We start from the raw sequence: 12,972 nt of genomic DNA, 5'->3' as shown, positions 1-12,972 counted from the left end.
ACGACAAGGACGAACCAGGTGACGATCAGAACCCGCGTCGAGTACGAGAACGCGCTCCAGGCGCTCGGCATCTGCGTGAGCGCCCGCATCCCGGTGCTGGTCTGGGGCAGTCCCGGCGAGGGCAAGACCGCCGCTGTCGAGTCGGCCAGCGCCAGCGGGTGGCATGTCGAGACGGTCATCATCACCCACAGCGAGCCGTCGGACTTCGCCGGCCTCCCCGTCGTGGGGACGGATGGCTCCGTCCGTCTCGCGCCGCCGGCGTGGGCTACGCGCCTCGCTGAGCACGAAGGGCCGTCGATCGCGTTCTTCGACGAGTTCTCCACCGCCTCCCCGTCGCTGCAGGCTGCGGCGCTGCGGCCGCTGACGCACTATGAGGTCGGGTCGATCCAGCTCCCCGACACCGTGTCGTTCGTTGCTGCCGCGAACCCCGCCGACGTCGCGGCCGCGGGCTGGGAGCTCGCCGCGCCGACCGCATCCCGGTTCGTCCACCTGGAGTGGGGGATGCCGTACGACGTGTTCTCCGAGGGCCTGGTCACAGGGCACTGGCCGGCTCTCCCCGCCTACGGCACACCGGAGGCCTTCTCGCGGCTGCTCGATGAGGAACGGGTTCTCGTCGCGGGGTTCCTGCGGGCACGCGAATCACAGTTGTCGTCGATCCCACAGGCGGCCGCCGACCGCGGGAGGGCCTTCCCCACTCCGCGCACCTGGGACTTCGCCGCCAGGCTGGGCGCGTTCGCCCGCGCGGTCGGCGCGAGCGACGACGTGCGCCGGCTGCTCGTCGCGGGCAGTGTCGGGGATGCCGCCGCGCACGAGTACCTGCGGTGGGCGGCGACGCACGACCTCGGCGACCCCGAGGAGCTGCTCGCCGACCCCTCCTCCGCCGACTTCGAGGGCGCCCGCGCGGACCGGGTGTACGTGACGTTGCAGGGCGTGCTCGCCGCGGTGTCGCGGGAGGGCACTGCCGACCGCTGGAAGGCGGCGATCGACGTGTGCGCGAAGGCGGCCGAGCAGGTCGGCATCGACCCCGCCGTCCCGGTCGTGCGCTCCCTGATGCGACCGGCACTGCGCCCCGCGGGTGCCGCTGTGCCATCCTCCATCAAGGCGTTCGCCCCCGCCTTGGCGTTGGCGGGGCTGCTCCCGGCGTCGCAATGACCCTCGACCTGCAGAAGCTGTCGGCCGCGAAGCTGTGGCTCATCAGCGCGCCCGTCGCCGCACGGGACACGAACGCCCCGCGCGACCTGCCGTACCTCGCTCATGCCCTCTACGCGCTTATCCCCGTCGAGAGCGCCGAGGTGCACCGCGTCACCGGCGACGAGTGGTGGCGCATGTACATCAACCCCGCCTGGCTCGACAGCGCCACGATCCCCGAGGCCGGAGCAGAGCTCGCGCACCTGGTCTGGCACCTGCTCGCCGACCACACCGGCCGGGCACGCGACCAAGACGTCGATCGCTCCACCGCTAGAGCGTGGAACAAGGCCACTGATGCGACTATCTCCCACACGCTCGCACCAGACGCGATCCGCCCCGATCACCTCGCCACCGCGGCCGACTTCGCCATGCGCCCCGGCCTTGCCGCTGAGCAGTACTACGCCCGCGCCAGCGGGCTGCCCGTCGGCGGCGGCGAGCCGGGGACGCTGGAGCCGACGGACGGGTGCGGGAGCGCGGCCGACGGCATCCACCGGCGCCACGAGCACGGCCCCGACTCCGACCTCGGCGCCGTCTCCACGTTCGACGCGACCGAGATACGCCGACTGGTCGCCATCGACTACCGCGACCATGCCCTCCGCCGCGGTACCGACCCCGGCGACGCGCTCCGCTGGGTGAAGGAGACACTCGAACCGCGCACCCCCTGGGAGCCCCTGCTCGCCGGAGCCGTACGCCGTGCCATCGGCTGGGCCGCCGGCCGCGGCGATTACACCTACACCCGCCCATCCCGCCGGGCCAGCAGCCTGCCAGGCATTGTGCTGCCCGGCCAGCACCGGCCAGTGCCGCGCCTGTCGATCGTCGTCGATACCTCTGCGAGCGTCGATGACCAGCTCCTGGCCCGCGCCCTCGGCGAGGTCGACGGCGCGATCGCCGCCCTCGGTGTCCCGGGTGCGAACGTGACCGTCTACTCCGTCGACGCCGCCGTGCATACGGTGGAAAAGGTGCGCAGGGGACGCGACGCTAAGCTCGTCGGCGCTGGCGGCACAGACCTCCGCGTTGGTCTACGCGCAGCAGCCGACGAGCGCCCACGACCGGATGTCGTCGTAGTGCTCACCGACGGCGGTACGCCGTGGCCGACCACCCCACCACCCGCCGCGGCAGTCATTGCCGCGATCCTCGGCCGCGACCGGAAAGACCTGCCGAGAACGCCGGCCTGGGCGGTGCGTGTGGAGTGTCTCGTCGAGACGTGAGTTGGCTGCGTCTGGTAGCCGTTCGTGGTCGACGTTCAGCCGAGATGAACCTCGGAGTAGCCGGAGCACGAGTACACGAACGTCCATCCTGCGACCTCCTGTGAGAACTCCATCGCCCCGGCGAGGGTGATCGCGTCGTTCGACCACTCCGATTCGATTGCGACCTCCGGTGTGAATGACTGACCGTCGAGGCTGATGCAGCTGCTTCCGGGACCTCGGAGGTCTGAGCGCCCGTGCACGGCGAACTGGATGCGAGTCCCGTCGAAGCCAAGCACGACGGCGTAGTAGTCCTCGCTGAAGCGGCTGACACCGACAGCGGGGACGTTGACCGACCCGATCTCGGCTGTGGAGTAGTCGCTCGAGCAGGAGTACTGGAACCCGTACGCGCCTGTGACAATCGCGGGGAACGACAACCTGCCCGCGAAGTTCCCGCGCTCGTCGGTCGTGAGTGCGACCTGCGTCGGGCGGGCGATGTAAGTCTGGCCATCCGTCCCGGTGATGACCAGACATGATGTCTCCGGGCGGCGGAGATCCGACCGTCCGGACGCGGAGAAGTCGACGTGTACCTGGAGGCCGTCGTGGCTCACGGCGTCGACGCGCGCCGCATAGTCGGCGGAGTATCGGCTCTCAGCGCCACGGTGAAGATCGGCGGAGGGCTCTGCCACTGCGCGACTCACCGGCTCCGGTTCCTCGGTGACGACTGTTGTCGTGTCGACCGCTTCAGATTGAGCTGCGCCGGATGCCGTGTTCGGTCCGGGAGAATCCTGTGCTGCCGCAAGGGCGACCGCGACGCCGACGACCACGACGCCGACGACCGCCAACGAGGCGATGGCCGTGAAGGTTCGACGAGGCCGACCCGCCTTGCTCGCGGAGACCGGCGCCGACTGCGGGCGCTGACGGGCCGACGTTGGAACGGTCGGTTTCACGGGTGCCATCGCCGTCTGCTGCGGAATGGCCGCCGACTGCTGCTGTTGGCACCACGGGCACGTCTTGTTGTGGTCGGGGTAGACGTGCCGCGGGTCGCGACTACAGACCGCCATGTCAGCCCCTGCCGAGGACGGACGTGGGGCAGTCAGCCGCGCGCCGGAGAGTGGCAAGTCGAAGCCTGATCGTGCGTCGGGTCACCACTCCCGCTCCTCGATCATCTCCCCGAGTGCCCCGGCAACGGTGTCGACCCGGTAGGTGCGCAGCAGCCCGTCTCCGGAGTTGTCGCTGCGCTCCGTGCATGTCAGATCTCCCCACCCGGTGAGATAGTTCCATCCGTCTGGGCATCCAACACTCCAGAGATACGTGTGACTCTCAACATCGAATCCGGAGAGCACGCCTATGCCGTCGATCTGCCTTTCGATGAGCAGGTGACCCTCTGCAGCATCGAGAACGCCCATCCACCGCGGGGGTGCCACAACGTCAACGACCCAGGGCTCCTCATCCCCGCTGAGCGCCCAGATCACGACCTGATAGGGCGATCCAGCCGAGGAGACGGTCTGCGCGGCGGCGTAGTGAGCGCCGGAGGCTGTGGTTACCGATGACAGGTGGAGGTCGAGTTCCCCCTCAGTGGGCGAGGGGGTGAACTTCAGGAGTTCCACGCCTTCCCATACAGCCAGGCCTCGACAATCGGCAACGATTGCATAGGTCACGAGTCTCCCGTCGATTTCTTGCTGGGCACTGCTTCCGGCACCGCCGTTGCAGGCGCCGCTCATGATGTACGCCTCGGTGGTCGGCGCGAGGTTCTGATACCCGACTCCGAACGCCAGGAGGCTGGCGCCGATCAGTGCGATTCCGACCGCGGCTCCGATGAGCCGCCGCCAGAAGCACAGTACGATCCCGATCACCATGGCGCAGACAAGTCCTGCGACGGCTCCGCCGAGCAGTCGATCGTTCCCTTCGATCACGTACTCGTACGGTGTGATGATGCTCTCGTCGCTGATCCAGTCAGGGGCGAACCCCGCCATCGCGCGGACGGCCGCGCCGATCCCGGCCGCCCACATGGCCCAGACGATCGGGTAGGCCACGAGAGCGATGACGAGCGCGATGATCAAGGGGGCTCGCCATCGCTTCCGGCGGCTCTTCCCGCCGAGCTCCCCAGCCCGCGTCAGAGGTGGGGCGGGAGCTGCGGACGCGGGGATCGGTCTCTGCGGCGAGGGGGCGGCTATGGGAACCAGAGCGACCTGCTTCGGCGCTGGCGTCGCAGTCGCTGCGGCCGCGCACCACGGGCATGTCCTGTTGTGCCCCGGGTAGACGTGGGAAGGGTCGCGCGAGCAGACAGCCATTGAGCCTCCCCCAGCCCTTCACTCCGTCGAGCTGTTCGACGGGCAAGTTCGAAGGTCCACTCTATGTGCGTCCGATTCCGGCGCCGCGCAGGCACCCGCTATCGTCGTCATAGTCAGGGGTAAAGCGGAATCGCACGGTCGGCGAAGCCGTGCGATCTGCATGTTCTACTGGGGGAATGGCAATGCCGCATTATCGTCTCGGTTCTGGGAGGACCGTCGAGCTCGGGCGAGAGCTCGCCAGCGCGGGCGAGGGTCGCGTCACGGATGTCGTCGGTCACCCCACCCTTGTTGCCAAGATCTTCCACACGGACTTCGTAGGTGTCGCCAGCCAGGATGACCTCAGAAGGAAGCAAGCCGGCCTCGCGCGCAAACGCAGCAAGGTCGCAGTGATGGTCAAGCAGAAGCCTGTCGGCTGGCGAGACGGCGGCGGACATATCGTGCTCGCCTGGCCGGAGGATGTTGTGCTCGAGGGGAGCACGGTGGTCGGCTTCGTGATGCCGAAGATCGACCTGTCCGACGTGCTTGAGCTTCATCAGGTGGCGAATCCCTCGGATCGGGCAGACCCGATGCCGAACGGCCCGCAGTGGGGACGCGGTGTGAACTTCCGGCACCTGTCCAACATCGCGCTGAACCTCGCCGCCGCCGTAGAGACGACCCATCTCGGCGGTGCTGTGATCGGGGACTTCAATGAGCGCAATGTGCTCGTCAAGCCCACGACTCTCGTCACTCTTGTCGACTGTGACTCGATGCAGGTCCGTAACGGCAGCGACGTATACCTCTGCGAGGTAGGCCGGCCAGAGTTCACAGCGCCGGAGCTGCAGGGCGCCGACACCCGCAAGGTCGTACGGACTCCGGCATCCGACCTCTTCGCCCTCGCCGTGCACATCTACATGCTGCTCCTCGACGGAGCACACCCTTTCCAGGCAGGTGAATGGACTGGCCGGGGCGAGCGTCCGAGCCCTGCGCAGCGCATCAAGCATGGCTACTACTCCGGTGGGCCGAAGTCACCCGTGAAGCCCATGCGTACCGCGCTCCCGATGACGTTCCTCCCGCCTGACATCCTCGCGCTGTTCGAGAAAGCGTTCAGCGTCGGCGTGAAGAACCCTGCGACCCGGCCTTCAGGTGCCGACTGGCGCGCAGCGCTCACAAAGATGATCAAATCTCTCTGAAAGGACTGGAATGTTCAAGACCAAAGCTTCTCCGACGGCGACCGGTAACTGGATCGTTCGCGCTACCTGCGAGAAGGGCCACACGGTGTACAAGGACCAGATGCACCCGAACGGTCCTTACAAGTGCCCGCACTGCGGGTGGGACGTCAAGTAACGGCAACGGAACGATCCGCGAACAGCAGCGAAGACGCTGCTTGTCCGCGGCGTCAAGCCGATCGACCTCGCTGTCGACAGAGACCGTCCGGTTCGGTACTCCGTCGAGGTCCTCAAGTTCCTCTAATGGAAGAAGGTAGAACGTAGTGGCCGTATGCTCGCGCGACCCTTCCCACGTCTACCCTGGGCACAACAAGACGTGCCCGTGGTGCGCGGCCGCAGCCACCGCGACGCCAGCGCCGAAGCAGGTCGCGCTGCCCGCGGTCAGAGCTCCCAGGCCCGCGGCGACCCCAGTTGCGCCGCGGCCGACCCCGGCATGGAGGCCGACACCTACGGCGGCGATCACGCCCACCGTCGTCCCGAACACTCGATCGAGGCCGGGCACAGGCACCAACGGGCGAGGTTTCGTTACATTCGTGTTGGTGTCATTGCTCGCGACCAGCGTGACGGTCCTCGTCCCGTGGCTCATCGGCGCGAACGCATTGCGCGACAGCGCGTTCCGCCCGGCCAGCGGCCAGGTCTACTCGATATCCAACCGTGACGGGGGCGCGTACTTCCTGACGGACTATCTGGCGGGGCTGGTCGTCACAACCGCGATCGCCGGCGCGCTTCTCGTGTTGGCCGCGCTGCTTCGGATCAGGCATCGGATTGGCCGTCTTCTCCTCGGGGTCGGACTTGTGGCTCTGTCCTTCGCCGTGCTAACGCCCGTGTCCGCCACGGCCTGGGTGGGGGCCGAGCAGGCAACTGCTCGCGCCGAAGCGTCCACTGCTGCTTGGCACGCCGACACATGCTCTACCGACCAACCGAACGAACCGACGATCTCGCTTGAGTCAGCGGGGGTCGTCCATGTCTGGTCAGTTGCGCCGGTCGACGACGATGGCGACGGAGCTTGTACCCAGGTAGAGATCTGGGACGGCCTTCGGTTGATCCGCACAGTGGAAACCCCTGATCTTCGTGATGGGTTCCTATCGCTTGTCGCCGGGACCAGCGCTGAAGACTCATACGTGCAGTTCATCGGACGCGGCCCAGTTCCTGACTGCGGATCGTCAGAATGCCAACCAGAGTATGAAATCGCTGGAGGCTTTTCTCTGGTTGCCGCAGAGGTCATGTGGCAGTACACGTCGCGCTTCACCGCCGTATCAGCAGTGCACGGTACAGTCCGAGGCCCGGCTGCCATTGCAATCCCGGGGGTCGGGATGGTGGCACTGGAGAACCCCGAGACTGCCGCTGGTACGGCCACCGCATTCGACCCCGCGACAGGCGCCGCGCTGTGGCGAGCACAGTGCCCGGCGGACTTCCCGATCGAGTCCAACCTCTACGTTGGTGACTACGGCGACCATGTGCTCTTCTGCAATTCTGAGAGACCGTTCTCCGGCCCGAACCTGGACTTGCTTCTCGGCGACGATGGCTCCCTATCGGCCCGAACGTGACGATCACTTCATTGGCGCTAAGGTGATGGTGAGCCCGTCGTCGGCGGGCTCGTTGTGTCACTGGGGGCGGACGGCGCGGCCGTCAAGCCGATTGCTCTGGGAGGTCGCACGTGGCGTTTGGTGAACTGGAAATCCCGGTCAACACACAGAACAGAGACCCGCGCGTTGCCTGCGCGCTGCTTGTCGACGTATCGGGCTCGATGTCCGGCTACGTCGCAGACCTCGAGCGGGGCTTCAAGACGTTCATCGATGACATCCAGGGCGACCCGTTGGCTCGAAAGCGCGCCGAGGTCGCCGTGGTGACGTTCGGTTCCGAAGCGAACCTGCTCGTGCCATTCCAGGAGGCTCGGTCGCTCTCCCCCGTGTCGTTCCAGATCAACGGATCGACGAACATGGCCGCGGCTATCAACCTCGCGCTCGACGAGCTTGAGGCCCGGAAGTCCGAGTACAAGGCTGAGCACTTGGAGTACTTCCGCCCGTGGCTATTCCTGCTCACCGACGGTGAGCCGAACCCGGGCGGCTTCGACGCCGCCGTCCAGCGCCTCAACGAGGCGGAGGCACGCAAGCAAGTCACCGTATTCGGTGTCGGCGTCGGCAGCGGCGTCAACTGGGACAAGCTCAACCAGCTGAGCAAGGAGCGCGTCGCCGTCCACATGGATGGTCTCGCTTTCGGCGAGATGTTCAAGTGGCTTTCGGCGTCGCTTTCGTCCGTCTCGAACTCGTCGAACTACGGCGCCAATGATGCGGACGTCGCCAACCAGACTCAGCAGATCGCCCTGCCCTCGCCGCAGGGCTGGGCGGTGCTCTAGAGGAGTGCGGATGCGATTCCGGCGGCCGCAGTGGGCGTCTCGGCGTCAGCGATTGGGATCGCTGGAGTTCGAGTCTGCCCGTGTTCCGACTCCCGGGACGGATCGGACCTGGCGAGTGACCGCGGCAAGCGTCCCCGGCACTTCTCACGTTGACTCGGGTCGAGGGTGCGACGATGCGTTCGCGTACATGGTCGCGCCTGATGGCCACGGTGTTGTCATCGCAGTCGCCGACGGCGCCGGAAGCCGTAGCGGAACCTCTGCGCTCGGGTCTTTCGCAGCCTGTCGAGCGGTTGTCGCTGAAGCTTCCGCGCTCCTCGTGGCGGCGGGCTCGGAGGCCTCGGCAGAGCCCGTGCTCCGCCGGTGCTTCGCGACGGCGCGCGCGGCAGTCGAGTCCTACGCGGGACAGCATGGCCTCCAGGTGCGCGACCTTGCGACGACTCTTGCTGTTGCCGTACTCACGCCGGAGAGCTCTGTCGTCGCTCAAGTGGGCGATGGGATCGTCGTCTGCGAGGTCGATGCCCAAGCGGAGTCGCTCGTGCCCGAAGAGAAGGGCGAGTACGCCAACGAGACGGTGTTCCTGACCGCATCGGACGCGCTCGAGGAGCACCTGCGCGTCCGCTTCCTCGAGAAGCCGATCGCCCGATTCGCCCTCAGCACCGATGGTCTCCGGTACAAGATCCTTCGCCTGCAGGACGGTGGGGTGCCCTTCGATCCGTTCTTCGACGCCATCTGGCAGGCCGTCGCCGAGGGCTCGCTGTCTCCCGCCGCGCTATCAGAGTGGCTGGCCGCGCTTGACGACCAGACGGGGGATGATAAGACGCTCGTCGCCGGCACTCTCGTGGACGGACCATTCGCCGACAGTACCCTCCCTGCTGCACTGGCTTCACCCGTACCCCCAGTACCTCCGAGCTCCTCAGTCGCTCCTCTGCCTCCCGCGCCCCCTTTGCATGCGATGCCTGCCCCTGCGTCGGAGTCCGCCCCGTGACGTGGCCATCGCGGTTCCTTGCAGTGCCGACATCGGCAATGACCCTCGGCGGAGAGCGGCTCGCCCCGACTGACAAGGCCACGCAGCAGCAGCTCGCCGCGTATGTCGCGGCAGTCCCAGAGGTTCATCGCCGACTGGCAGCGGGGTTCACGGAGGCGGACTTCCGCCAAATGAGCGCCGCCCCGCTCACCGAGCAGGAGCGCATCATTGGTGACGCCTACGCCAAGATGTATTCGCCCTCCGGCCGTGAGTCCCGACTAGAAGCCGAGTTTCAGGACAACGTGGGCTTGGTCGTCACCCGTGGTCGGCACAGGTTCTCGGCTGCTGAGGATGGCGGTGCCCCCTTCCTCCCGGTGCACGTTCGTGCGGCTGACCAGCAGACTCTCGACCGGATCAGCACGCAGCTGGAGGCGGAGATGCGTCGCGTCGCGCCCGAGGTCGTTGAGCAGCAGCGCACTCTTGACCAAGCCCACCAGATCGCCCGCGGCGAGGTCCGCACTCAGGTCTCGGGCGAGCGTGAGCGTGGGTTCGAGACTGAGCGCACGCAAGAACGCCTACGGGAACGGTAGGCATGGGGACCGGCTGGCAGATCTTCTCCGCCCTCGCCAAGGGGACGGCGAAAGCAAGTACCGCTCTCGGTCGGGCTGTCGGCGGGCAGGTTGAGTCCGCGATCGCCAACCGCGGCGCATTCGCTGCCCGGTCGGGCATCCTGGGCCCTGGCGACCCTTCTCCTCCGCCGAACTCGGGCGACATCTACGACTACCGCGGGCTCATCTCCGCACGCCAGCTCCGCAACGTTGCTGGCGCATTCCCTCTGGGATATGCGATCGAGCCTCGCCGCGGGCCGGTCTCGCCGATCGGTGTACCGGCAGAGGTTCTTGAGCAGCATGCCGCGATCATCGGCCCTACGGGCGCCGGGAAGACGAGTTCACTCATCGTGCCGTGGATCGCCGGCGCACTGCGCGACGGCCACTCGGTGATCGCCGTCGACGTGACAGGGAACCTCTTCGACAAGATCCGGGAGTACGCGCAGAACACAGGTCCTCTTGGCGCGAGAGTGGCGGTCTGGGACTTCTCCCATCCGGCGAACTCCGTCACCTGGAGCTGGCTGGAAGACCTGGCGACAGAGGATGCCGTCGTGGCGGCTGTCGAGGCGCTCATCGGCCGTGATAGGCCGAACGACCCGCAGCCGTATTTCATGCAACGTGATAGGCGGGTGCTCCGCGGCCTCATCGAGGGCGTGCTCGCAACCGCCTCGCCGTCACTGGACACGCTGCTCACGAGCGCGAGCGACCAATCCCTGCTTCGCAGGCTGGCAACGCTCCGCCCCGCGATCGGCAATCGGCTCGCTGAAGTGGCCGGTCTCCCGGCCGCTGATTTCGGTCGTGCCATGAGCGGCGTCGTCAACGCCCTCGACATCTTCGGCCACGCTGGTGTGAAGGCAGTCACGCGGGGTGGCGGGATCACGCTCGGTTCACTCATGGATGCGCCGTCGCTGCTCATCATTGGCGCGCCGCTGAGCGGCTCGCGCACATCGGTTAGCCTGTCGTCGTTGATGATCGCGATGCTCACGCGCGAGCTGTACACAAGGTTCGGCCAAAGAAACGCGCGCAAGGTTTTCTACTTCATCGACGAGGCTGCGAGGCTCACGGATCGCATCGACTTCGAGGAGCTGCTGTCGGTCTCGCGTGCGGCCGGCATCTCTGTGGTTCTCGCGGCGCAGAATGTGGCGCAGTTCGCCGACAAGAACGAGCGGGCGACGATCCTCGACAACTGTGCGACGTATGTCGCGCTCCCATCCCCCTCGGATGAGTCCGCGACATACTTCGCCTCCAGGCTCGGGACGCGGGAGGTCTCGACACTGACGGAGAGCCGAACCATGGGAGGGTTCAACGCGCCGTCGAGCACACAGTATTCGCGGGCATTGTCGACGGTGCCGGTGCTCGGCAAGCGAGAGATCATGGACCCCCCGTGGGGCGTGCGCTCCGCCCTCGTGCACTGCCGCCCCTTGTCCGGCGCGCCCTTCGCTGTCGACCTGACCCGCGTCGACCTCCTGGCGCCGTGAGAGCGTATGGCCGTCTGCGCGCGTGACCCCAGCCACGTCTACCCGGGGCACAACAAGAGCTGCCCGTGGTGCGCGGTCGCGACGACCGCAGTGCCTTCGCCGGCGCCGCAGCAGGTGGCGGTGCCCGCCGTAACGAGCCCCCCACTCGTCCCCGGCGCGTCTGTACGCTCCACGGCGACACCGGCACCGGGGCGACGTCGGCTTGTCGTCTCGGCCGCCGCATCGGTCTGGATCGCGCTTGGACTCGCCGTCGCCGCGTTCGTGGGGATCTTCGTCGTCGAACTGGCGGTATTCGGGAACACGACCGACCCGGGCGTCGTCCCTGCGCTGGTATCAACCCCGTTCATCGTGGCGGTAGTTGCGATGATCATCGCTCTCGTCCTGCTTGCCCGCACTCGGCGGTAGCTGGGCCCGATCACTCCGACCCGAATGGCTCGCCGTCCCGGATCGGGGAGCCAGGAACCGCGATCGCCTCGCCGTGCAGGGAGAGCTCCACGACGGCTGTGGCGTCGTGTCTGAGCAGCTCTGCATTGATCCGGTTCGTGAATTCACCCAAGCTGTGTGCTCTCTCCGGGAAACCGGCGACGAACGGAGCTATCTCGATGAGGATGCGCCGAGGCTCCCGCTGTCCGGCGGGTACGGGCGCCGTAGGGTAACTGCGCCCGAGGAAGTCGTCATCATCTGCGTCTTCCCACGAGCTCGGTCCAGGCTCGGCCGACATCGAGCCCTCCTCATGCCTGTTGACTTGACCGGCGCCGGCCCTCTCTTCCTCCACTCGGTCGCTCACCGCATGGTCGCGCCTGTCTGCGCGAATCATCCGACGCCGCTATGGCGTCCGTGGGCTGGTCAGTGTCGTCAGGAGCTGTGCGATCAGATACGCGCTAGCAAGCGCCGCAGGGAGGATGTCCCACTGCCACAACGCGCCCCCTGCGCTGATGACCTGCCAGACGAACGCAACAACGCCCCCGATGAAGGCCAGCGTCAGCAGCCACATGTACCTCGTTCCGGTCCCGAACACGAGGTTCATTGCGAGGATCGCAGCGCAGAACGCAACGAGGACCCATGCCAGGTGGGTGTATAGCATGTCCGGGCTGTCGCCTGCGGTCCGTCCGTTGTTCTCGTCGGCCGCGAAGACAGCCGAGGAGAGGTTGGGCATGAACAGCGTTACGAATGACGCGACGACGGGGGTGAGGAACCACACGGGGATCGACCCGCCGATCATCATCGCAAACGTCTTGAAGGCTTCCTTCGGATTGTGGCGCGAAGCCCGACGGGGGCGAGCGGAAGGAGTGGTACCCACCGGCGTCTGGGCTGCGATGCGCGGTGGCGGCGTCACCGTCGGCTGCGCCTGCGGTGACGGAGCCTTGGCCGGCGGCGGGTTCGTCACTGCGGGCATTGCAACCTGCTTGGGCGCCGGCACGGCCGTCGAGGACGCAGCGCACCACGGGCAGCTCGTGTTGTTCGCCGGGTAGACGTGCGCGGGATTCATTGAGCAGGTCGGCACGCGTCAATCGTGCCAGTCCGCGTGACGCGATGTCGCGCGTCAAGTAGTTGGCAGGGCATCTTCGACTTCGAAATTGGGGTTGGCGGTACCGGCGCTGGCGTCCGGCGGGCCGGTTGTTAAGCCGGCGCTTCGGGTAGCGCCGGTGTAACGATCCGGTAGCGTGCGTGCGGGGATACGGTAGCGTTCCGACG

General features: G+C 67.0%; 13 protein-coding genes. 9 read left to right on the top strand and 4 right to left on the bottom strand.

The features are described from left to right. Positions 1 to 18 precede the first annotated feature (18 nt). On the top strand, positions 19 to 1,152 hold the full coding sequence (locus ACPYN4_RS13070; RefSeq protein ID WP_424446594.1) for an AAA family ATPase: 1,134 nt from the start codon (positions 19 to 21) through the stop codon (positions 1,150 to 1,152). Then, positions 1,149 to 2,396, top strand: coding sequence for a DUF2201 family putative metallopeptidase (locus ACPYN4_RS13065; RefSeq protein WP_424446593.1), 1,248 nt, complete (start codon positions 1,149 to 1,151; stop codon positions 2,394 to 2,396). Before ACPYN4_RS13070 ends, ACPYN4_RS13065 begins: the two co-directional genes overlap by 4 nt. A 35-nt stretch (positions 2,397 to 2,431) precedes the next feature. On the opposite strand, the gene ACPYN4_RS13060 is transcribed toward ACPYN4_RS13065, so the two are convergent. Beyond that, positions 2,432 to 3,436, bottom strand: coding sequence for a hypothetical protein (locus ACPYN4_RS13060; RefSeq protein ID WP_424446592.1), 1,005 nt, complete (start codon positions 3,434 to 3,436; stop codon positions 2,432 to 2,434). An 81-nt stretch (positions 3,437 to 3,517) separates the two neighbouring features. After that, positions 3,518 to 4,435 carry a hypothetical protein gene (locus tag ACPYN4_RS13055; protein ID WP_424446591.1) on the bottom strand — a complete coding sequence of 306 codons (918 nt, stop codon included), beginning with the start codon at positions 4,433 to 4,435 and terminating at the stop codon, positions 3,518 to 3,520. A gap of 380 nt (positions 4,436 to 4,815) precedes the next feature. Between ACPYN4_RS13055 and ACPYN4_RS13050 the strand changes: the two genes are divergently transcribed. The 7 genes from ACPYN4_RS13050 to ACPYN4_RS13020 all read left to right on the top strand — a co-directional run bounded on the left by ACPYN4_RS13050 (position 4,816) and on the right by ACPYN4_RS13020 (position 11,682). Continuing rightward, a complete protein-coding gene (locus tag ACPYN4_RS13050) occupies positions 4,816 to 5,835 on the top strand; it encodes a hypothetical protein (protein WP_424446590.1) in 1,020 nt (339 codons plus the stop codon). A gap of 575 nt (positions 5,836 to 6,410) precedes the next feature. Further along, positions 6,411 to 7,418, top strand: coding sequence for a hypothetical protein (locus ACPYN4_RS13045; RefSeq protein ID WP_424446589.1), 1,008 nt, complete (start codon positions 6,411 to 6,413; stop codon positions 7,416 to 7,418). Between the two features lie 110 nt (positions 7,419 to 7,528). After that, positions 7,529 to 8,227: a vWA domain-containing protein gene (locus ACPYN4_RS13040; protein WP_424446588.1), complete on the top strand. Its 699-nt coding sequence runs from the start codon at positions 7,529 to 7,531 to the stop codon at positions 8,225 to 8,227. Then, positions 8,157 to 9,212: a PP2C family serine/threonine-protein phosphatase gene (locus tag ACPYN4_RS13035; protein ID WP_424446587.1), complete on the top strand. Its 1,056-nt coding sequence runs from the start codon at positions 8,157 to 8,159 to the stop codon at positions 9,210 to 9,212. Before ACPYN4_RS13040 ends, ACPYN4_RS13035 begins: the two co-directional genes overlap by 71 nt. A 38-nt stretch (positions 9,213 to 9,250) precedes the next feature. Further along, positions 9,251 to 9,781, top strand: coding sequence for a hypothetical protein (locus ACPYN4_RS13030; protein ID WP_424446586.1), 531 nt, complete (start codon positions 9,251 to 9,253; stop codon positions 9,779 to 9,781). 2 nt (positions 9,782 to 9,783) lie between these two features. Next, positions 9,784 to 11,277 (top strand): type IV secretory system conjugative DNA transfer family protein, encoded by a 1,494-nt coding sequence (locus ACPYN4_RS13025; protein WP_424446585.1) that lies wholly within the window; start codon positions 9,784 to 9,786, stop codon positions 11,275 to 11,277. Between the two features lie 6 nt (positions 11,278 to 11,283). Further along, complete coding sequence (locus ACPYN4_RS13020; protein WP_424446584.1) at positions 11,284 to 11,682, top strand: hypothetical protein; 399 nt, start codon at positions 11,284 to 11,286, stop codon at positions 11,680 to 11,682. A gap of 10 nt (positions 11,683 to 11,692) precedes the next feature. Here the strand turns inward: ACPYN4_RS13020 and ACPYN4_RS13015 are convergent, their stop codons facing one another. Both ACPYN4_RS13015 and ACPYN4_RS13010 read right to left on the bottom strand, forming a co-directional pair. Next, positions 11,693 to 12,094 carry a hypothetical protein gene (locus ACPYN4_RS13015; protein ID WP_424446583.1) on the bottom strand — a complete coding sequence of 134 codons (402 nt, stop codon included), beginning with the start codon at positions 12,092 to 12,094 and terminating at the stop codon, positions 11,693 to 11,695. Positions 12,095 to 12,103: 9 nt separating this feature from the next. Then, a complete protein-coding gene (locus ACPYN4_RS13010) occupies positions 12,104 to 12,673 on the bottom strand; it encodes a hypothetical protein (RefSeq protein WP_424446582.1) in 570 nt (189 codons plus the stop codon). Positions 12,674 to 12,972: the final 299 nt, after the last annotated feature.

Origin of the sequence: Microbacterium sp. CH-015 (assembly GCF_049707015.1) — a bacterium.
Lineage (GTDB): Bacteria > Actinomycetota > Actinomycetes > Actinomycetales > Microbacteriaceae > Microbacterium > Microbacterium aurum.
The sequence above is the reverse complement of the archived record's forward strand: the minus strand, read 5'-3'. Positions and strand labels throughout refer to the sequence as shown.

Coding starts and splice junctions, on each gene's coding strand:
- ACPYN4_RS13065 (WP_424446593.1), top strand. CDS start 1,149: ATGACCCTCGACCTGCAGAAGCTGTCGGCCGCGAAGCTGTGGCTCATC.
- ACPYN4_RS13060 (WP_424446592.1), bottom strand. CDS start 3,436: ATGGCGGTCTGTAGTCGCGACCCGCGGCACGTCTACCCCGACCACAAC.
- ACPYN4_RS13035 (WP_424446587.1), top strand. CDS start 8,157: ATGATGCGGACGTCGCCAACCAGACTCAGCAGATCGCCCTGCCCTCGC.
- ACPYN4_RS13030 (WP_424446586.1), top strand. CDS start 9,251: ATGACCCTCGGCGGAGAGCGGCTCGCCCCGACTGACAAGGCCACGCAG.
- ACPYN4_RS13025 (WP_424446585.1), top strand. CDS start 9,784: ATGGGGACCGGCTGGCAGATCTTCTCCGCCCTCGCCAAGGGGACGGCG.
- ACPYN4_RS13020 (WP_424446584.1), top strand. CDS start 11,284: ATGGCCGTCTGCGCGCGTGACCCCAGCCACGTCTACCCGGGGCACAAC.
- ACPYN4_RS13015 (WP_424446583.1), bottom strand. CDS start 12,094: ATGATTCGCGCAGACAGGCGCGACCATGCGGTGAGCGACCGAGTGGAG.
- ACPYN4_RS13010 (WP_424446582.1), bottom strand. CDS start 12,673: ATGCCCGCAGTGACGAACCCGCCGCCGGCCAAGGCTCCGTCACCGCAG.